The organism is Pseudomonas sp. TE12234 (assembly GCF_054061835.1).
Window position 1 is genome coordinate 47,363 of the sequence record NZ_JBSSEP010000012.1, and the last position, 19,219, is coordinate 66,581.

At 61.7% G+C, this 19,219-nt stretch carries 16 protein-coding genes; 13 read left to right on the plus strand and 3 right to left on the minus strand.

Translation table 11 applies throughout. The features are described from left to right. The first annotated feature begins 19 nt into the window (after window positions 1-19). From ACVWYU_RS18980 to ACVWYU_RS19040, 13 genes are all read left to right on the plus strand, one after another. Window positions 20-1,189, plus strand: a complete 1,170-nt coding sequence (locus ACVWYU_RS18980) for a PilZ domain-containing protein (RefSeq protein ID WP_457373412.1) — start codon at window positions 20-22, stop codon at window positions 1,187-1,189. Window positions 1,190-1,198: 9 nt separating this feature from the next. Then, window positions 1,199-2,701, plus strand: a complete 1,503-nt coding sequence (gene algK, locus ACVWYU_RS18985) for an alginate biosynthesis TPR repeat lipoprotein AlgK (protein WP_457373413.1) — start codon at window positions 1,199-1,201, stop codon at window positions 2,699-2,701. Then, complete coding sequence (locus ACVWYU_RS18990) at window positions 2,698-4,179, plus strand: alginate export family protein (protein WP_457373414.1); 1,482 nt, start codon at window positions 2,698-2,700, stop codon at window positions 4,177-4,179. The genes algK and ACVWYU_RS18990 overlap by 4 nt, the downstream gene beginning before the upstream one ends. A 26-nt stretch (window positions 4,180-4,205) precedes the next feature. Beyond that, window positions 4,206-5,804, plus strand: a complete 1,599-nt coding sequence (algG, locus tag ACVWYU_RS18995) for a mannuronan 5-epimerase AlgG (protein WP_457373415.1) — start codon at window positions 4,206-4,208, stop codon at window positions 5,802-5,804. Between the two features lie 10 nt (window positions 5,805-5,814). Beyond that, window positions 5,815-7,263, plus strand: coding sequence for an alginate O-acetyltransferase (locus ACVWYU_RS19000; RefSeq protein WP_457373416.1), 1,449 nt, complete (start codon window positions 5,815-5,817; stop codon window positions 7,261-7,263). 8 nt (window positions 7,264-7,271) lie between these two features. Continuing rightward, the gene (locus ACVWYU_RS19005) at window positions 7,272-8,393 is read left to right on the plus strand and encodes a mannuronate-specific alginate lyase (RefSeq protein WP_457373417.1); all 1,122 of its coding nucleotides are present in this window, start codon (window positions 7,272-7,274) and stop codon (window positions 8,391-8,393) included. A 150-nt stretch (window positions 8,394-8,543) separates the two neighbouring features. Beyond that, window positions 8,544-10,109, plus strand: coding sequence for an MBOAT family O-acyltransferase (locus tag ACVWYU_RS19010; protein WP_457373418.1), 1,566 nt, complete (start codon window positions 8,544-8,546; stop codon window positions 10,107-10,109). An 11-nt stretch (window positions 10,110-10,120) separates the two neighbouring features. Then, entirely contained in the window at window positions 10,121-11,296 is a 1,176-nt protein-coding gene (locus ACVWYU_RS19015) for an alginate O-acetyltransferase (RefSeq protein WP_457373419.1), read from the plus strand. 17 nt (window positions 11,297-11,313) lie between these two features. Then, window positions 11,314-11,970, plus strand: coding sequence for an alginate O-acetyltransferase AlgF (locus ACVWYU_RS19020; RefSeq protein ID WP_457373420.1), 657 nt, complete (start codon window positions 11,314-11,316; stop codon window positions 11,968-11,970). A gap of 224 nt (window positions 11,971-12,194) precedes the next feature. Further along, entirely contained in the window at window positions 12,195-13,646 is a 1,452-nt protein-coding gene (locus tag ACVWYU_RS19025) for a mannose-1-phosphate guanylyltransferase/mannose-6-phosphate isomerase (protein WP_247256363.1), read from the plus strand. Window positions 13,647-13,941: 295 nt separating this feature from the next. Further along, window positions 13,942-14,406: a multidrug transporter gene (locus tag ACVWYU_RS19030; protein ID WP_247256362.1), complete on the plus strand. Its 465-nt coding sequence runs from the start codon at window positions 13,942-13,944 to the stop codon at window positions 14,404-14,406. Window positions 14,407-14,443: 37 nt separating this feature from the next. Next, window positions 14,444-15,268: an SDR family oxidoreductase gene (locus ACVWYU_RS19035; RefSeq protein WP_457373421.1), complete on the plus strand. Its 825-nt coding sequence runs from the start codon at window positions 14,444-14,446 to the stop codon at window positions 15,266-15,268. Window positions 15,269-15,315: 47 nt separating this feature from the next. After that, the gene (locus ACVWYU_RS19040; RefSeq protein WP_457373422.1) at window positions 15,316-15,714 is read left to right on the plus strand and encodes a DUF4440 domain-containing protein; all 399 of its coding nucleotides are present in this window, start codon (window positions 15,316-15,318) and stop codon (window positions 15,712-15,714) included. A gap of 122 nt (window positions 15,715-15,836) precedes the next feature. On the opposite strand, the gene ACVWYU_RS19045 is transcribed toward ACVWYU_RS19040, so the two are convergent. The 3 genes from ACVWYU_RS19045 to ACVWYU_RS19055 are packed head-to-tail and all read right to left on the minus strand — an operon-like array spanning window position 15,837 to window position 19,105. Next, the gene (locus ACVWYU_RS19045; RefSeq protein WP_457373423.1) at window positions 15,837-16,700 is read right to left on the minus strand and encodes an efflux RND transporter periplasmic adaptor subunit; all 864 of its coding nucleotides are present in this window, start codon (window positions 16,698-16,700) and stop codon (window positions 15,837-15,839) included. 10 nt (window positions 16,701-16,710) lie between these two features. Further along, the gene (locus ACVWYU_RS19050) at window positions 16,711-16,911 is read right to left on the minus strand and encodes a DUF1656 domain-containing protein (RefSeq protein WP_047532914.1); all 201 of its coding nucleotides are present in this window, start codon (window positions 16,909-16,911) and stop codon (window positions 16,711-16,713) included. Beyond that, the gene (locus ACVWYU_RS19055) at window positions 16,901-19,105 is read right to left on the minus strand and encodes an FUSC family protein (protein WP_457373424.1); all 2,205 of its coding nucleotides are present in this window, start codon (window positions 19,103-19,105) and stop codon (window positions 16,901-16,903) included. Before ACVWYU_RS19055 ends, ACVWYU_RS19050 begins: the two co-directional genes overlap by 11 nt. Between the last annotated feature and the right edge of the window lie 114 nt (window positions 19,106-19,219).

The following is a 19,219-nucleotide window of genomic DNA, read 5'->3' on the forward strand; positions in this document are numbered from 1 at the left end:
TAACAAGGAAACCGCCCCTATGAATACCGCCGTCAACGCCAACGTAGTGCATGAATCCGAAGCCCAGCGCCAACACGCCCGAGTGAAAATTCCGGCCAAGCTGCGCTTCTTCGGTCCCGACCGCACGCCGGTCGAAGCGCGAGTGCTCGACCTCTCCGCCGGTGGCCTGGCCTTCAACGCCGGCCAGCTGCCGCTCAAGGCCGGCGATGTGTACAAGGCCCGCCTGCAATTCGTGATCGACAACCTCGGCCTGGCCATGGACGTCGAGTTGCAGGTTCGCTCCTTCGATCGCCAGACCGGTCGTGCCGGTTGCCAGTTCCAGAACCTGGAACAACAAGACATCTCGACCCTGCGCCACCTGATCACCTCGCACCTGGCCGGCGACATCGTCAGCATCGGCGAAGTGCTGGCGACGCTGCAGCGTGACAACTTCACCAAGGCTCGCAAGGTCAAGGACGGCGGCCACGGCATGACCGCGTTCGGACGCATGAAAGCCGTGACCTTCAGCCTGGGGATTTTCGTGGTTGGCCTGGCCGCGTTCGGGTTCATTTTCAAGTCGGTGTATGGCATGTACTTCGTCAGCCACGCTCAGGCTGGTCTGGTCAGCGTGCCCGGCGTGAGCATCACCATGCCCCGCGACGGTACCGTGCAGAGCCTGCTGAAACCCGATGGCGTGGCCGCCAAAGGCGCGCCGCTGGCGACCTTCAGCACCAGCATGCTCGACGTGCTCAAGGGCCATCTGGAAGACGATCAACTGACACCGGCCAAGGTCGAAGAGCTGTTCGGCAAGCAAATGACCGGCACCCTGACTTCGCCGTGCGATTGCACCCTGGCCCAGCAAATGGTCGCCAACGGTCAGTACGCCAGCAAAGGCGACGTGATCTTCCAACTAGTGCCACGCAACAGCGAAGCCAACGTTGAAGCGCGCTTCTCCTATCGCCAGTTCAGCGACGTGCTGCCAGGCACTGCGGTGCGCTTCCAGATCGCCGGCGAAGACAAATCCCGCACCGGCAAGATCGTCAGCAGCACCAGCCTGAAAAGCGCCGACCTGTCGTCTGACATTCGCGTCCTGATCCAGCCGGACGAAGCCCTGGACACCACCCTCGCCGGCCGCCCGGTGGAAGTGAGCAGCGACCGTGGCCCGAACCTGAACTGGCTGATCGACAAAGCCATGGCCGCTGGTCTTTAAGCGGAGGACATGCCTGTGACGACTATCTTGAACACACCGCCGACCCTGTGGGAGCGAGCCTGCTCGCGAAAGAATCGACGCGGTTTGTCTGATGCACCGGGGCGCCTGCTTCGCGAGCAGGCTCGCTCCCACATGGGCTCACTGTGCGCCATTGCTCTGGCAGTCAGCCTCGCCGGCTGTGCCGGCCTGCCCGACCAGCGCCTGGCCAACGAAGCCCTCAAGCGTGGCGACACCACCACTGCGGCGCAAAACTACCGCGCGCTGGCGGACCTGGGCTACAGCGAGGCGCAAGTCGGGCTGGCTGACATTCAGGTCGACAGCCGCGACCCCGATCAGATCAAACAGGCCGAGGCGACCTATCGCGCCGCCGCCGATGTATCGCCACGGGCACAGGCGCGCCTCGGTCGCCTGCTGGTGGCCAAACCCGGCTCCACCGAAGCCGAGCATCATGAAGCCGAAAGCCTGCTGAAAAAAGCCGGCGCCAATGGCGAAGGCAACACGTTGATCCCGTTGGCCATGCTGTACCTGCAATACCCGCACAGCTTCCCCAACATCAATGCCCAGCAGCAAATCAGCCAATGGCGCGCCGAAGGCAAACCGGAAGCGGGTCTGGCGCAGGTGCTGCTCTACCGCACCCAGGGCACTTACGACCAGCACCTGGACGAAGTGGCAACGATCTGCAAAGCCGCGTTGAACACCACCGACATCTGCTACGTCGAGCTGGCCACGGTCTATCAGAAACAGGCCAAGCCTGAGCAGCAGGCCGAACTGATCAAGCAGCTGCAAGCCGCTCACGCTCGCGGCGCGGTTTCGGCGCAACGGGTCGACAGTGTGGCCCGTGTGCTCGCTGATTCGACCCTTGGCACGCCTGACGAAAAAACCGCGCAGTCGCTGCTCGAACCCATTGCTCCGGGTTACCCGGCATCGTGGGTCACCCTCGCGCAACTGCTCTACGACTTCCCCGAGCTGGGCGATGTCGACCAGATGATGAAGTACCTCGACAACGGTCGCGCCGCCGACCAGCCACGCGCTGAACTGCTGCTGGGCAAGCTCTACTACGAAGGCAAGATGGTCCCGGCTGACGCCAAGGTCGCCGAAGAACACTTCCAGAAAGCCGTCGGCCGCGAAGTCGCCGCCGATTATTACCTCGGCCAGATCTATCGCCGGGGCTACCTGGGCAAGGTTTATCCACAGAAGGCCCTCGACCATCTGCTGACTGCGGCGCGCAACGGCCAGAACAGCGCCGACTTCGCCATCGCCCAATTGTTTTCCCAAGGCAAGGGCACCAAGCCTGACCCGCTCAATGCCTATGTCTTCAGCCAATTGGCCAAGGTCCAGAACACCCCGCAAGCCACCGAGCTTGCGCAAACACTCGAAGCCCAACTGCCGCCCGCGCAGCTTGCCGAGGCCCAACGACTGTTGAAACAGGAACAGGCGACTCGTGGTGCCTTGAGCCAGAACACGCTGCAACTGCACGCCCTGCAAGAAGAGGACGGCGAGGAATCCCTATGAAGCTCAATCCATTCATGAAGGCCGGTATTGGCCTGACATTCGCGCTGATCTGGTCCTGCCCGACACTGGCGGCCATCACCGAAACCAAGAACTTCGGCCTCGAAGTGAAGATCACCGGCCAGTCCGAAGACGACCGCGACCTCGGCACCCGGCCCGGCGGCGACGTCAACGGTGTCGGTCTCGACCTGCGTCCCTGGGTCTATGGCGAAAGCGGCGCGTGGAGCGCCTACGCCATGGGTCAGGCCGTGACGGCCACGGACATCATCGAAACCGACACCCTGCAACAGTCCGAAGGCACCGAGAACACCAGCAACAATGATCGCCAGACCAAGAAGAACTACCTGGCGATGCGCGAGTTCTGGGTCGGCTACAGCGGCTTCACGCCCTACCCCGGCGAGATCCTCAAATTCGGTCGCCAGCGCCTGCACAACGACGACGGACAATGGCGCGACACCAACATCGAAGCCCTGAACTGGACCTTCGACACCACCCTGTTGCGCGCCAATGCCGGTGTCGCCGAACGCTTCAGCGAGTACCGCACCGATTTGAAAGAGCTGGCGCCCAAGGACAAGGATCGCCTGCACGCTTACGCCGAGGTCGAGTACCAGTGGACGCCAGGGCAATGGGTCGGCATTCGCGGTCATCACACCCACGACGACGGTAAGCTCGACTATCCGCAACCGGGTGTGCCCAGCGACTCGCTGGACAAAAAACAGAACGGCGACATCAGCTGGATCGGCCTCCAGGCCAACAGTGATGCCTATAACTGGCGCAACACCAACACGGTCAATTACTGGGGCAGCGTCACCGGCATGAGCGGCGACCGCGATACGGTCAACCCGCTGAACGCCGATGGCACCGTGCCCGCGCAACCCAAGCAAAGCGGCAATGTCAACGGCTGGGCCACCGACCTGGGCGTGCGCCTGCGCCTCGATCCGCAATGGCAAGTCGGTGCGGCCTACGCCCGGGCCAGCGCCGATTACGAACAGAACGGTCTGGAAAGTAACCGCTCGAACTACACCGGCACACGCTCGCGGGTCCACCGTTTCGGCGAAGCCTTCCGTGGCGAAATGAACAACCTGCAAACCGCCACGCTGTTTGGTTCATGGATGCTCAACGATGAGTACGACGCCAGCCTGATCTACCACAAGTTCTGGCGTGTCGACGGCAACAAGCCGGTCGGCAGCAACGGCATCGATGCGGTGCAGAACACCACCGACGACGTCACCGGCGCCGTGCTCTCCAGCACCTCGCTGCCGCTGAACGATGGCGAGAAAGACATGGGTCAGGAAATGGACCTGGTGGTCACCAAGTACTTCAAACAGGGTCTGTTGCCAGCGGCATTGAGCCAGAAGATCGACGAGCCTTCGGCCCTGGTGCGCTTCCGTGGCGGCGTGTTCAAGCCCGGCGATGCCTACGGCAGCCAGGTTGATTCGTACATGCACCGCGCGTTCATCGACGTGATCTGGCGCTTCTGATGCACACCGCGAAGGGAGTCCCCGACATGAACAATGCCAAGAAAGGTTCGTTGACCTTGCTGGCTGGCGCGATGCTGCTGGCCAGTGCGGCTGCCTTCGCCAATGTGGAGCCGGCCAAAGTCGAACCGGCGGCCCCTCAACCAGGCAAGCCGGCCACCCTGGCCAAGGAACTGCAACAGGCCAAGACCTACACCGTCAGCAGCGCACCGACCGCGCCGCTGGAACTGGCCACGCCGAAACTGCCGGACATCTCCGGCTACACCGCCGAAGCCATCGCCGCGAAAATCGTGCGCAGCAAAGCCGGCAAGATCAGCGTGCGCCGGATGATGCAGGAAGACGCCCTGAAGGACTTCATTGGCGGCGACAACAAAATGGCCGAATGGGTGGTGCGTCAGCACGGCATCCCGCAAGCGATCTTTGTCGACGACGGCTACATGAACCTCAAGGACGTGGCGAAAAAGCTGCCCAAGTACGTCATCGAAACCTCGCCGGGCGTGTTCCTCGCCCGGTTGCCGATCGTGGTCGGTCGCCACGGCATCCTGGAAATCGACAAGCAGACCCAGGAGCTGCGCCTGTCGCAAGAAGCCGGCTCGTTCCTGGTCAACGACGGCCAGCTGTTCGTGCGTGATACCAAAATCACCGGCTGGCGCGAAAAGGACAACGGTCCGGCGACGTTCACTTCGCCGAAGGAATTCCGGCCGTTCCTGCTGTCCTGGGGCGGCACCGAGACCTACATCGCCAACAGCAAGATCGCCAGTTTCGGTTACGCCAACAGTAAGTCCTACGGCGTGAGTATTTCCCAATACACGCCGAACATGGCCAAGGTGCTCAAGCGTCCCGAGCCGACCGGCTGGATCGTCGGTTCCGAGTTCTCGGACATGTGGTACGGCTTCTACTGCTACGAAACCCGCGACTTCGTGGTCAAGGGCAACACCTACAAAGACAACATCGTCTACGGCATCGACCCGCACGACCGTTCCCACGGCCTGATCATTGCCGACAACAGGGTGCACGGGACCAGGAAGAAGCACGGGATCATTATTTCCCGTGAGGTCAACGACAGCTTCATCTTCAACAACCGCAGCTACGACAACCACCTCTCGGGCCTGGTGATCGACCGTAACAGCGTGAACAACCTGATCGCCCACAACGAGATCTACCAGAACCACACCGACGGCATCACCCTCTACGAGAGTGCCGACAACCTGTTGTGGGGCAACAAGGTGATCAGCAACCGGCGCCACGGCATCCGCATTCGTAACAGCGTGAACATCCGCCTCTACGAAAACGTCGCCATGGCCAACGGCCTGACCGGCGTCTACGGCCACATCAAGGACCTGACCAACACCGACCGCGACATCAAGCTCGATCCGTTCGACGCCCAGGTGTCGCTGATCGTGGTCGGCGGTGAACTGGCGGGCAATGGCAGCGGGCCGCTGTCCATCGACTCGCCGCTGAGCGTCGAGCTGTACCGCGTGTCCATGCTCGCACCGACCAAATCCAGCGGCATCAGCTTCTCGGGGATTCTCGGCGAGCGCCAGGATGAAATTCTCGACCTGCTGGTGCGCCAGCAGAAAGCCGTGCTGATCGACCCTGTCGAACGCCAGACCGAAATGCAGGACTGAGGATAATTTTATGCACCCACACTTGATCAAATTACTCAGCCTGTCGGGCCTGACACTCGGGATTCTGGCGGCCGCCAGCGGTGCCCGTGCCGACGAAGCCAAGGCGCCCACTTACACCGCCGAACCATGCTGCAGCCTGTGCCCGGCCGCCCATGACGCGAAGAACTACACCACGCGCTATCAGCAGAACTTCACCACGCTGGTACAGGCTCAGGGCGACTGGTTGTTCCGGACCCAGGAAGACCTGCGCACCGAATTCGACACCACGCCCGCCGGCTACAAACGCATGAAGCAACTGCACGATGCGTTCAAGAGCAAAGGCGTGGAACTGGTGGTGGTCTACCAGCCGACCCGTGGCCTGGTGAACCGCAACAAATTGAACCCGGCGGAAAAAGCCAGCTTCGATTTCGACAAAGCACTGAGAAACTACAAGACCATGCTCGGCCGATTCGCCGCCATGGGCTACGTGGTGCCGGACCTGTCGCCACTGACCAACGAATCGTTGCCCGACACCCTGCCCGCCCACGACTTCTACTTCCGTGGCGACCAGCACTGGACGCCTTACGGTGCCCAGCGTACGGCGAAAATCGTCGCCGAGAAAATCAAGCAAATGCCCGAGTTCGCCGGCATTCCCAAGCGTGAGTTCGAGACCCACAAGTCGGGTCGCATGGGCAAGACCGGAACATTGCACAACATGGCCGGTCAACTCTGTGGCACCAGCTACGCGATCCAGTACATGGATCAATTCACCACCGAGCCCAAAGGCGAAGCGGGCGATGGCGATCTGTTCGGCGATTCCGGCAATCCGCAAATCACCCTGGTCGGCACCAGTCACAGTGGCAAGAACTACAACTTCGCCGGTTTCCTCGAAGAGGCCATCGGCGCCGACATTCTCAACGTGGCGTTCCCCGGCGGCGGCCTGGAAGGTTCGATGCTGCAGTACCTGGGCAGCGAAGAGTTCCAGAAGAACCCGCCGAAGATTCTCATCTGGGAATTCTCGCCGCTGTATCGCCTCGACCAGGAAACCATCTACCGCCAGATGATGGCGCTGCTGGACAACGGTTGCGAAGGCAAGGAAGCACAGATGTCCGGCAGCACCACCCTGAAGCCGGGCAAGAACGAACTGATGGTCAACAGCAAAAACCTGAACCTGCAAAACAGCAGTCATCAGGTCGACATCCGCTTCGCCGACACGTCGGTGAAAACCCTGCAAGCCACCCTCTGGTACATGAACGGGCGCCACGAGGACATCAAGATCGACAAACCGGAAACCTCCGAGACCGACGGGCGTTTCGCCTTTGAGTTGCGCACGGACGAAGACTGGGCCTCGCAGAACTTGCTGGCCGTCGAAGTCCAGGGCCCTGAAGCGGGTGCCGCGCCACAGAAAGTCGAAGCGAAAATCTGCAAACGCAACGTATTCCCGAGCGCTGAGCAACGTACCGCTCAGGCCGGGCAATGAGGTCTGCCATGCGAAATCCGATATTGAAAAATCTGTTGGCCCCCACGCTTTTGAGCCTGGCGATGTTCGCCGGCGCAACCCAGGCGGCCGCGCCATTGCGCCCGCCACAGGGTTACTTCGCGCCAATCGAAAAACTCAAGACCGGCGACAAGGGCGAGGGCTGCGAAGCGATGCCGACGCCTTATACCGGCGCCCTGCAATTTCGCAGCAAGTACGAAGGTTCGGACAAGGCCCGCGCCACGCTGAACGTGCAATCGGAAAAAGCTTTCCGCGACAGCACCGCCGACATCACCAAACTGGAACGCGGTACCAGCAAACGGGTCATGCAGTTCATGCGTGACGGTCGTCCGGAACAGCTCGAATGCACACTCAATTGGCTGACGGCCTGGGCCAAGGCCGATGCGTTGATGTCCAAGGACTTCAACCATACCGGCAAGTCGATGCGCAAATGGGCGCTGGGCAGCATGGCGTCCGCGTACATTCGCCTGAAGTTTTCCGACTCCCATCCGCTGGCCAACCATCAGCAGGAGTCGCAGCTGATCGAAGCCTGGTTCAGCAGGATGGCCGATCAGGTGGTCAGCGACTGGGACAACCTGCCGCTGGACCAAACCAATAACCACTCGTACTGGGCCGCCTGGTCGGTGATGGCCACCTCCATCGCCACCAACCGCCGCGACCTGTTCGATTGGGCGGTCAAGGAATACAAGGTCGGCGCCAACCAGGTCGACGCCGACGGCTTCCTGCCCAACGAACTCAAGCGCCAGCAACGCGCACTGGCCTATCACAACTACGCCCTGCCACCGCTGGCGATGATCGCCAGTTTCGCCCAGGTCAACGGTGTGGACTTGCGCCAGGAAAACAACGGCGCGCTCAAACGCCTGGCTGATCGCGTCCTCGCCGGAGTGAAAGACCCCGACGCGTTCGAGAAAAAGAACGGCAAGGAACAGGACATGACCGACTTGAAAGAGGACATGAAATTCGCCTGGCTGGAACCGTTCTGCACCCTCTACACCTGCACGCCCGACGTGCTGGAGAAGAAGCACGGCATGCAACCGTTCAAGACCTTCCGCCTCGGCGGCGACCTGACCAGGGTCTATGACCCAGCCAACGAGAAGGGCAAAGGCTCTTAGGCCAACCCAAAACCCTGTGGGAGCGGGCTTGCCCGCTCCCACAGGGTCGGTGTCGAGTTTGAGTTTTTGTGTGTTACGCCCCCCGGTTTTTGGTGGGGGGGTTTGGGGGGGCTGCGGCCCTTGACTGTGGTTAAACAAGGAGAGATCGGGATGGTTTTTTCGTCCAACGTGTTCCTGTTTTTGTTCTTGCCGATCTTTCTCGGCTTGTACTACCTGAGCGGGCAACGCTATCGCAACTTGCTGCTGCTGATCGCCAGCTACGTGTTCTACGCCTGGTGGCGGGTGGACTTCCTCGCGCTGTTCGCCGCGGTCACGCTGTGGAACTACTGGATCGGCCTGAGGGTCGGTGCCGCCGGCGTGCGGACCCAACCGGCGCAGCGCTGGCTGCTGCTCGGCGTGGCCGTCGACCTGTGCATCCTCGGCTACTTCAAGTACGCCAACTTCGGCGTCGACAGCATCAACGCGATGATGACGTCGGTGGGCCTGGAGCCGTTCATCCTGACCCACGTGCTCTTGCCGATCGGGATCTCGTTCTACATCTTCGAGTCCATCAGCTACATCATCGACGTCTACCGTGGCGACACCCCGGCCACCCGCAACCTGATCGACTTCGCGGCATTCGTGGCGATCTTCCCGCACCTGATCGCCGGCCCGGTGTTGCGTTTCCGTGACCTGGCCGACCAGTTCAACAACCGCACCCACACCCTCGACAAGTTCTCCGAGGGCTGCACGCGGTTCATGCAGGGTTTCATCAAGAAGGTCTTCATCGCCGACACCCTCGCGGTGGTGGCCGACCATTGCTTCGCCCTGCAAAACCCGACCACGGGTGATGCCTGGCTCGGCGCGCTGGCCTACACCGCGCAACTGTATTTCGACTTCTCCGGCTACAGCGACATGGCCATCGGCCTGGGCTTGATGATGGGTTTCCGCTTCATGGAAAACTTCAAGCAGCCTTACGTCAGCCAGTCGATCACCGAGTTCTGGCGGCGCTGGCACATCAGCCTGTCGACCTGGCTGCGCGACTACCTGTACATCACCCTGGGCGGCAACCGCAAAGGCACGTTGATGACCTATCGCAACCTGTTCCTGACCATGCTGCTCGGTGGTCTGTGGCACGGCGCGAACATCACCTACATCGTCTGGGGTGCGTGGCACGGCATGTGGCTGGCGATTGAAAAAGCCATCGGCCTCAACACTTCGCCACGCCGCTTCAACCCGATCCGCTGGGCGCTGACTTTCCTGCTGGTGGTGATGGGCTGGGTGATCTTCCGTGCGGAAAACCTGCACGTCGCCGGCCGCATGTACGGCGCGATGTTCAGCTTCGGCGACTGGTCGCTGTCGGAACTCAACCAGGCCAGCCTCACCGGCCTGCAAGTGGCAACGCTGATCGTGGCCTATGTGACCCTGGCGTTCTTCGGCCTGCGCGACTTCTACACCAACCAGCTACCGGTCAAGACCAGGCCTGCGGTGAACGTCGACAGCGACGGCCCGGCCGCCGCCGAGCCGGGCCTGATCAAGGCCGCGCCTGGGGATAACCCGGCGAGCATCCATCAGCCTGGCTACACCGTCGGGGTTGAAGCCCAGGTGCAACCGGCCTACTGGACAGCTGACTGGTCGCGTTATGTGATGCGCGCCCTGGTGCTGCTGCTGTTCATCGCCTCGATTCTCAAACTCTCGGCACAAAGCTTCTCGCCGTTCCTTTACTTCCAGTTCTGAGGGATCTGACCATGACCCGCTCATTACGCATCTTCTACATCGCCTTGTTCCTGGTGACCCTGTTGGCCCTGGGCCTGTGGTCCACGCGCAGCTTCTTCGGTTTCAGCACCAACGCCGACGCCACGGTGCTGAACGGTCGCTGGACCAAAGCGGTAGAGACGCACTACGACGACGAGTTTCCGATCAAGCGCCTGGGCACCAACCTCTGGGCGGCGCTGGACTTCAAGCTGTTCAACGAAGGTCGTCCGGGCGTTGTGCTCGGTCGCGACCAGTGGCTGTACAGCGATGAAGAGTTCCACCCGATCGTCAACGAAGAGCTGAACCTGCAAGGCAACTACGCGCTGGTCGAAGGCGTGCGCCAGACCTTGAAAGCCAAGGGCGTGCAACTGGTGATGGCGGTGGTGCCGGCCAAGGTGCGGCTGTACCCGGAACACCTCGGCGAGGTGAAACCGGCGAGCATCCACGCCAATCTCTACCAGGACTTCCACCAGCGCCTGGCGGCCGACCGGATTCCTGCGCCTGACCTGCTCGGCCCGCTGCTGAAAGCCAAACAGAACGGTCAGCAAGTGTTCCTGCGCACCGACACCCACTGGACGCCGGAAGGCGCGGAAATCGCGGCCAACCGCCTGGCCAAGACCATTGCCGACAAGTTCCCGCTGAGCGGCGAACCGCAGAACTTCGTCACCCAGCCGGCGGAGAAAGTCACGCACAAGGGCGACCTGCGTCTGTTCCTGCCGCTGGACCCGCTGTTCGAGAACCTGATGCCGGCGCAAGAGCCTTTGCAGAAGCGCAGCACCGTCGCCGCTTCCGACCAGCCAGCCGGTGAAGACGCCCTGTTCGCCAACACCGAAGTACCCGTGGCGCTGATCGGCACCAGCTACAGCGCCAACCCCAACTGGAACTTCGTCGGCGCGCTGAAACAAGCGCTGCACAGCGACGTGGTCAATTACGCCGAAGACGGCCACGGCCCGATCCTGCCAATGCTCAGCTACCTGAAAAGCGATGCTTTCAAGAACAGCCCGCCACAGGTGCTGATCTGGGAGTTTCCAGAACGATATCTGCCTGTGAACAACGAAATCGGCGACGCCGACCCGCAGTGGGTCGCAGAGCTTAAACAAGCCGGCGCGCGCCAACAAAACGTAGCAATCAACACTAAATCCGAGACGCCCGACCGGGCGCAAAACTGAAAGAGAGAGGTACTTCCATGACTTTCACGACTACGAATCAAAGTCTCGCCAAGACCTTCGCACTCGTTGCTGGTATGAGTGTGCTTTCGATGCAGGCCTTCGCCGGTGGCGACGCGGCGCTGTATGGCCCGACCGCACCGAAAGGCTCGACCTTCGTGCGGATCTACAACGCCAGCAACGCCGAAGTCAGCGCCACCGTCGGCAGCACCAACCTGAGCGATGTCGCGCCCCTGTCCAGCAGTGACTTCAGCTTCATGCCGGGCGGTGACTACAGCGCCAAGGTCGGCAGCCAGAGCCTGCCGGTGAAACTGGCCGGCGATCACTATTACACCCTGGTCAACAACGCCAGTGGCGCACCGCAGTTGATCGAGGAACCACCGTTCAAGAACAAACAGAAATCCCTGGTACGGATGCAGAACCTCAGCGACAAGGCACTGACCCTGAAAACCGCCGACGGCAATACCGACGTGGTACCGAACGTGGCCGCCAAGGGCCGTGGCGAACGTGAAATCAACCCGGTGAAAGTCAGCCTGGCGCTATACGATGGGGACAAGAAAGTCGGCGACGTAAAACCGGTCGCCCTGGAACGCGGTGAGGCCGCGGTGCTGTACGTCACCGGCAATGGTAGCAGCCTGTCGCCGGTCTGGGTGAAACGCCCGGTTTCGACGCGCTAATACATTTTTCCGGCTGACCAGGAACCCTGCAGGAGCGAGCCTGCTCGCAATGAACTCAAGGACAACGCATTCATCCAGACAGCACGCGTTTTCGTTGACGTCCATCGCGAGCAAGGCTCGCTCCTAAAAGGGACCGAGGTGTCAGCCGGGACACGGAACAAGAACAAGAGTGAAACGACACAGCGTTCGTAGCTCTAACCAAACGATTTTCAAGGAGTAACAACATGATTCCGGTGATCTTGTCAGGTGGTAGTGGCTCACGTCTTTGGCCGCTTTCCCGTAAGCAATTCCCGAAACAGTTCCTGGCCCTGACCGGCGAGCACACGCTGTTCCAGCAAACCCTGGAGCGCCTGGTGTTCGAAGGCATGGACACGCCGATCGTGGTCTGCAACAAGGACCACCGTTTCATCGTCAACGAGCAACTGACCGCACGCAAACTGGAAACCCAGCGCATCCTGATGGAGCCGTTCGGTCGCAACACTGCGCCGGCCGTGGCCCTGACCGCGATGATGCTGGTCAATGAGGGGCGCGACGAGTTGATGCTGGTGCTGCCGGCCGACCACGTACTGGAAGACCAGAAAGCCCTGCAACGCGCCCTGGCGCTGGCCACGGTCGCCGCCGAAAACGGCGAAATGGTGTTGTTCGGTGTGCCGGCCACCAAACCGGAAACCGGCTATGGCTACATCAAGTCGACCAACGATTCGCTGTTGCCCGAAGGCGTCAGCCGCGTCTCGCACTTCGTCGAAAAACCCGACGTGAAACGCGCCACCGAGTTCGTCCAGTCCGGCGGTTATTTCTGGAACAGCGGCATGTTCCTGTTCCGCGCCAGCCGTTTCCTCGAAGAGCTGAAAAAGCACGATCCGGACATCTACGACACCTGCCTGCTGACCCTGGAGCGCAGCGAGCAGGATGCCGATACCGTGAGCATCGACGAAGCGACTTTCGCCTGCTGCCCGGACAATTCCATCGACTACTCGGTGATGGAAAAAACCCGGCGCGCCTGTGTCGTGCCCCTGACCGCCGGCTGGAGCGATGTCGGCTGCTGGTCATCGCTGTGGGAAGTGAACGAAAAAGACGCCAATGGCAACGTCACCAAAGGCGACGTGGTCATCCAGGACAGCCGTAACTGCATGATCCACGGCAACGGCAAACTGGTGTCGGTGATCGGCCTGGAAAACATCGTGGTCGTCGAAACCAAGGACGCCATGATGATCGCCCACAAGGACAAGGTCCAAGGCGTGAAACAAATGGTCAACACCCTCAACGAACAGGGTCGCAGCGAAACCCAGAACCACTGCGAGGTCTATCGTCCGTGGGGCTCCTACGACTCGGTGGACATGGGCGGGCGCTTCCAGGTCAAGCACATCTCGGTCAAGCCGGGCGCGTGCCTGTCGCTGCAAATGCACCACCACCGCGCCGAGCACTGGATCGTGGTCAGCGGCACGGCTGAAGTGACCTGCGACGAGAACGTGTTCCTGCTCACCGAGAACCAGTCGACCTACATTCCGATTGCCTCGGTTCACCGTTTGCGCAACCCGGGCAAGATTCCACTGGAGATCATCGAAGTGCAATCGGGCAGTTATCTGGGCGAAGACGACATCGAGCGGTACGACGATATCTACGGTCGCTCCACCCCGATCGAGCGTGGTGTTTCGGTAAAAACCATCGCGCAGTGATCGACCTGTAAAAAAAACAAGCCCCCGTCCAGCTTGCTGCGTTCCCTATCCGCAGCGGGTTGGACGGGGGCTTTTTTTGCCTGGATTGTATGTTGTCCCGACTGGCCTCATCGCGGGCAAGCCCGCTCCCACAGGGTTTTCAGTTGGTCACACATTTTGCGTTCAACACCCAACCATTGTGGGAGCGGGCTTGCCCGCGATGAGGCCAGTCAATCCACCGCCGAAATCCCGGCCATCGCCAACCTCACCTACGCTTAGGTAGGATGCTCCTCTCTGCTTCCGAGGTTTGCGCGTCATGTTCATCGGTGTCCTGCTGGTCATCACCTGGCTGATCCTGCTACTGCGCTATCCGGCCAAAGCCCTGCCCGTTTCCATGGCCGCCGCCGTGGGCCTGGGCATCGTCGCCACGTGGGTGATCTGGATGGACCACCGCGAACTCAAGCAACTGGAACGTCTTGAATTGCGCATCAGCTACGCGCCGAAACACTGCCCTGCCGACCGGCCGCTGCAATTGACCCTGAAAAACGGCAATGACGTACCGCTGACCGAACTGCGCTGGCGTGTCGCTGCCTACGCGCCGGGCGACACGGTCAATCTCGCTGACAACCAGTACACCGCCCCGCGCTATCGTGGCCCCGGCGAATTGCAGGCCGGTGGCAACTGGGAAGACTGTCTGCCGCTGCCACCATTGCGCCCTGGCTACCGCCCGGAAACCCTGGAGTTTCGCGCCGAGCGTTTGCAGGGTAGTTTCTCCGACTGAGCCCTCCCCCCCCTTTTTTTTGCACAAGGACCGCGCCATGCCCGTTGCGTTGATTACCGGATGTTCTAGCGGCATCGGCCGCGCCCTGGCTGATGTATTCAAAGCCGCCGGCTACACAGTCTGGGCCAGCGCCCGCAAACCCGAAGACGTGACAGCCCTGACCGCCGCCGGCTTCAGCGCCGTGCAACTGGACGTCAACGATGGCCAGGCGCTTGAACAGTTGAGCGAGCGCATCAACCAGCAGCATGGTGGCCTCGACGTGCTGATCAACAACGCCGGTTACGGCGCCATGGGCCCGCTGCTCGATGGCGGCGTGCCCGCGATGCAACGTCAGTTCGAAACCAATGTGTTCGCCATTGTCGGCGTGACCCGCGCACTGTTCCCGGTGTTGCGCCGGGCCCGAGGCCTGGTGGTGAACATCGGCAGCGTCTCCGGTGTGCTGGTGACGCCCTTCGCCGGCGCCTACTGCGCGTCGAAAGCGGCGGTGCATGCCTTGAGCGATGCCTTGCGCATGGAACTGGCGCCATTTGGCGTGCGGGTCATGGAAGTTCAGCCGGGGGCCATCGCGTCGAGTTTTGCCAAGAACGCCGGCCATGAGGCCGAACAATTGATCAGCGAGCAGTCGCCGTGGTTTCCGTTGCGCGAAGGTATCCGCGCCAGGGCCAGGGCCTCGCAGGACAAACCGACACCCGCCAGCGAATTCGCCGCTGGCGTGCTCAAAGCTGTGCAGCAAGGCAAGCCGCCACGGCTGTTACGCCTGGGTAACGGCAGCCGGGCATTGCCGTTGATGGCCGGACTGTTGCCCAAGGGCCTGCTGGAATCAGGCTTGATGAAGCGGTTCGGATTGCGCGGGCAGCTCTGAGACCGGGTTATCGTTCTTCGCGGCCAGGCAGATTTTGAGGAAACACCATGACCGACTACACCGAATACTTCGACGAAGTGATCCAGGCCCACGTTGCCATCGAACAATGGCTGGCCGAAGAACGCGATGTGCGCGAACTCGAACAGTTGCTGACACGTTTTTCGCCGCAATTTTCCATGGTTTCACCATTAGGCCGCGTGCTGGATTTTGCCGCGCTGAACGAGTTGTTCCTGATGGCGGGCGGCAAGAAGCTGGGGTTTCGTATCGAACTCAGCGAATTGCGCGGCATTGCGCTGCATGACGGTGGCGCCACCGTCAGTTACCGCGAGCGGCAGACCGATGCGACGGGGCTGCATTCGGATCGGCGCTCGACCGTGGTGTTCGAGAAACAGGCGGACGGCAAGGTGCTGTGGCGACATTTGCACGAGACGTTTAGCCAAGTCTGAAACTGTTGTTTTCTGTGGCAAGGGAGCTTGCTTTCGCTGGGCTGCGCAGCGGCCCCAAAGGGACTGCTACGCACTCCAGCGGGAGCAAGCGCCCTCGCCACAATGTCATGCTTGTCCAGGAGCTACTCACCAGCCGCAGGCTTCACCACCACCGTACACGTAATCCCCGCCGCCAACAGCACGCCTTCCGGCACGTCGTCGATGTGAATCCGCACCGGCACCCGTTGTGCCAGGCGCACCCAGTTGAACGTCGGGTTCACGTCGGCGATCAACTCACGGCTTTCCGGGTTGTCGCGGTCGTAGATGCCGCGCGAGATGCTTTCCACATGGCCCTTGAGCACTTCGCCGCTCATCAGCTGCATGTCGGCCTGATCGCCCACGCGCACATGGGGCAGTTTGGTTTCTTCGAAAAAGCCGTAGACCCAGAACGAATTCATGTCGACCACGGCCATTTTCGCTTCACCAATGCGCGCGTAGTCGCCGCGATGCACATTGAGGTTGGTCACGTAACCGTCCACGGCGGCGCGGACTTCGGTGCGCTTGAGGTTCAGTTCGGCGGCTTCCAGTTGCGCCTGGGCCTGCTGGTAGTCGGCCAGGGCCGAGTCGGCGAGGTTGCTGGCGTCATCGCGGTTTTCTTTGGAGATCACCAGGTTGTCCATGTCGGCACGGCGATGGGCGTTGACCTTGCGCATCTCCCACGTGGCCTTGCGCGACGCCACCAGCGACTGCGCCTGCTTGACCGCCAGGCGATAGTGCTCGGGGTCGATCTGCATCAGCAGGTCCCCCTTCTTCACCAACTGGTTGTCACGCACCGGCACGTCCACCACTTCGCCGGTGACATCGGCGGCGACGTTGATGATGTCGGCGCGTACCCGCCCGTCGCGGGTCCATGGTGTCTCCATGTAGTGCACCCAGAGGGTCCGGCCGATCCATATCGCCAGGGCCAGTACCAGCAGGGTTGCGAGCAGGCTGAATAGCTTTTTCATCAGGGTGTTCTCAACGGTAGACAGTCAGCGCCAGGGCGCCGAACAGACAGGTAAACAGACTCAGGCGCAGCAGCGCCGGGTGCCAGAAGAAGCGGTACAGGTCGAACCCGGACAGGAAGCGGTCCAGCGCCCAGGCCAACGCCGCCGCGATCAAAAACATCAGAGTCATGGTCGGCATGTACACGCCGTGGAAGGCGATTTCACGAGGCATGTTCAAGTCCTTGGGGCTTGGCAGTGGCGATGGCATGGGTGTAGCCGGCGAGCGGTGATTGCGGGTCCAACAGCGAAGTGCGGATGAAGTGCAGGTAGCTCTTGACCCGGCGCAGCGCCGAGGTATCGAAGTGCGGAGCGAATGGTTCGTCGGTGGCTTGCACGCGGCTGATGGCATGGTCGACCGCGATCAATGCACGCTCCTGATTGCTCTGGCCGGGTTGCAGGAACAGCCGCACCAGCGCTCGGCCCATCACGCGGATCGACTGGCGCCACGGCTGGGATTCGGCATAAGCGGGATGCACCGGCAGGATCGCCTGCTCCTTGCGCAGCTCAATGATCGCGTGCCCCACTTCCAGCACCACGAACATCCAGCGCAGCAGGTTTCGCTGGACCTGCGGCTGCCCCGCCGCGAAGCCATAGGCCTGATGCACCAGGTCACGGGTACGGCTTTCAAAACTCGACGCCAGGCCCTTGAGTTTGCCACTGATGGCGTACACCACCTGACCACGCAGATCCTGCTCCATTCGCCGCCACAGCCAACGGCTGTTGGGCGGCAGAATGATCGCCCCCGCCGCCGCGCACACCAGCATGCCCAGCACCATGGCGATGTAGTCGTTGATGAAGTTGTACGGGTTGTAAACCGTGAGATTGTCCGGTACCGAACCGGTGCTGAAAAAGATCAGCAGCCCCAGCCCGACCCCGGCGTACTGCGGCCGCGAGGCGAGGAACGAACCCAGCACGATCACCGGTGCGAGCATCACACAGAGCAACGGGAAACCATCGATCCACGGGAAAATGAAGAACATCTCGACGAAGCCGATCAGCGCCCCGAGGAAGGTGCCGCAAGCCATTTGGAACGACATGCGCTTGGGGTTCGGTGTGGCGGCGGAGAGGCCGACGGTGGCGGCGGCGATCAACGTCATGGTCGCCCCGCTCGGCCACGCCGTGGCGACCCAATAGCTGCCCAGCACCACCAGGATGAACGCGGCGCGAATGCCCGAGGCCGCTGACACCAGCCAACTGGTCTGCGGCGTGAACGGCTCGTCCCAGCGCTCCCGTTCGTGGCTGTGATCGGCCAGTGATGCGTGGGTCTGTGCGTAACTGTGCAGGTCATCGACAAAGCGATAGAGCAGCTCGTACGCCGTGTGGAAATCCAGTTGCTCGGCGTCGCTCGGATGACTTTCCTGGAAAATCGCCCGCAGGCTGCGCACCCGTGCCGGCAAGCCTTCCTTGTAAACGCTCAGGGCTGTCACCAGACGCGCCGCATCGGCGTTGGTCAGGGCGCGACCGCTAAAGCCGTCGAGCAACTCGGCGAGGTCCTGCAACCCCGGTTTGATTGCGGCCACCACTTGGTCCGCGGCACTGCTGCGCAGACGTTCCAGCAACTGGTGCAAGGCGTTGAAGCGGGTGGTGATGCCCATGAACTCGCTGTTCAAGCGACTGAGCCGACCGTTGCGCCGACGCATGTGCGGGTCTTCGAACACGGTGACGCTGCGCAGCCCCTCCAGGCCCACGGCCTCGGCGATGAAGCGCACGTTACCGGCCTCGAATGCCTCGCGCTGGCTGCGCCCGCGCAACCCGTCGGTAACGAACAAGGCGAACACACCGAAACGCTGATACAAGGCGTTGCGCATGGCGGCACTGGCCGATTGCGGCAGGATCGCGGCGCTGACCAGGGTCGAGCAGAGAATCCCCAGGGAGATTTCCAGCACCCGCCAGACCGCCGCCATGAACGCGCCTTCCGGATGCGCCAGCGCGGGCAAGCCGACCATCGCCGCGGTGTAACCGGCCAGTACGAAACCGTAGGCGCGGAAGTTGCGGCAACGGGCCGCCCCGGCCGTGCAGATACCGACCCAGATTGCCAGCGAACCGAGGAACAACTCGGTGTTCTGCGCGAACAGGGCGATCAACGCGACCATCACCGACGACCCGGCCAGGGTGCCGAGGAACCGATAGAAACTCTTGGCGAATACATGACCGCTCTGCGGCTGCATGACGATGAACACCGTGATCATCGCGGTGCGTGGCTGCGGCAGCTCCAGGCGCATGGCCAGCCACAGGGTCAGGAATGCGGCGATCAACACCTTGAAAATGTACACCCAGGTCACGCCGTCGCTGCGTGCCCAGTCAAAGAACCCCCGGCGCCATTCCAGGGAGTACAGCCAGCGTAGAGGTGCGGGCAAGGAAGTCATGGAGTCCTGCTCACTTGGGAAAGTCTGGAAACAATTGACGCCCTGTGGCGAGCGAGCTTGCTCGCGCCGGGCTGCGAAGCAGCCCCAAAACGCTGGCAGTCATTGCTGATGTTG

What these genes read in the sequence shown, in the direction of transcription:
- ACVWYU_RS19020 (WP_457373420.1), top strand. Translation starts at nt 11,314, where the DNA reads ATGACTTTCACGACTACGAATCAAAGTCTCGCCAAGACCTTCGCACTC.
- ACVWYU_RS19055 (WP_457373424.1), bottom strand. Translation starts at nt 19,105, where the DNA reads ATGACTTCCTTGCCCGCACCTCTACGCTGGCTGTACTCCCTGGAATGG.
- ACVWYU_RS19010 (WP_457373418.1), top strand. Translation starts at nt 8,544, where the DNA reads ATGGTTTTTTCGTCCAACGTGTTCCTGTTTTTGTTCTTGCCGATCTTT.
- ACVWYU_RS19025 (WP_247256363.1), top strand. Translation starts at nt 12,195, where the DNA reads ATGATTCCGGTGATCTTGTCAGGTGGTAGTGGCTCACGTCTTTGGCCG.
- ACVWYU_RS19050 (WP_047532914.1), bottom strand. Translation starts at nt 16,911, where the DNA reads ATGCCTCGTGAAATCGCCTTCCACGGCGTGTACATGCCGACCATGACT.
- ACVWYU_RS19005 (WP_457373417.1), top strand. Translation starts at nt 7,272, where the DNA reads ATGCGAAATCCGATATTGAAAAATCTGTTGGCCCCCACGCTTTTGAGC.
- ACVWYU_RS19045 (WP_457373423.1), bottom strand. Translation starts at nt 16,700, where the DNA reads ATGAAAAAGCTATTCAGCCTGCTCGCAACCCTGCTGGTACTGGCCCTG.
- ACVWYU_RS19035 (WP_457373421.1), top strand. Translation starts at nt 14,444, where the DNA reads ATGCCCGTTGCGTTGATTACCGGATGTTCTAGCGGCATCGGCCGCGCC.
- ACVWYU_RS19015 (WP_457373419.1), top strand. Translation starts at nt 10,121, where the DNA reads ATGACCCGCTCATTACGCATCTTCTACATCGCCTTGTTCCTGGTGACC.
- ACVWYU_RS19030 (WP_247256362.1), top strand. Translation starts at nt 13,942, where the DNA reads ATGTTCATCGGTGTCCTGCTGGTCATCACCTGGCTGATCCTGCTACTG.
- ACVWYU_RS18980 (WP_457373412.1), top strand. Translation starts at nt 20, where the DNA reads ATGAATACCGCCGTCAACGCCAACGTAGTGCATGAATCCGAAGCCCAG.
- algG (WP_457373415.1), top strand. Translation starts at nt 4,206, where the DNA reads ATGAACAATGCCAAGAAAGGTTCGTTGACCTTGCTGGCTGGCGCGATG.
- algK (WP_457373413.1), top strand. Translation starts at nt 1,199, where the DNA reads ATGCCTGTGACGACTATCTTGAACACACCGCCGACCCTGTGGGAGCGA.
- ACVWYU_RS19040 (WP_457373422.1), top strand. Translation starts at nt 15,316, where the DNA reads ATGACCGACTACACCGAATACTTCGACGAAGTGATCCAGGCCCACGTT.
- ACVWYU_RS19000 (WP_457373416.1), top strand. Translation starts at nt 5,815, where the DNA reads ATGCACCCACACTTGATCAAATTACTCAGCCTGTCGGGCCTGACACTC.
- ACVWYU_RS18990 (WP_457373414.1), top strand. Translation starts at nt 2,698, where the DNA reads ATGAAGCTCAATCCATTCATGAAGGCCGGTATTGGCCTGACATTCGCG.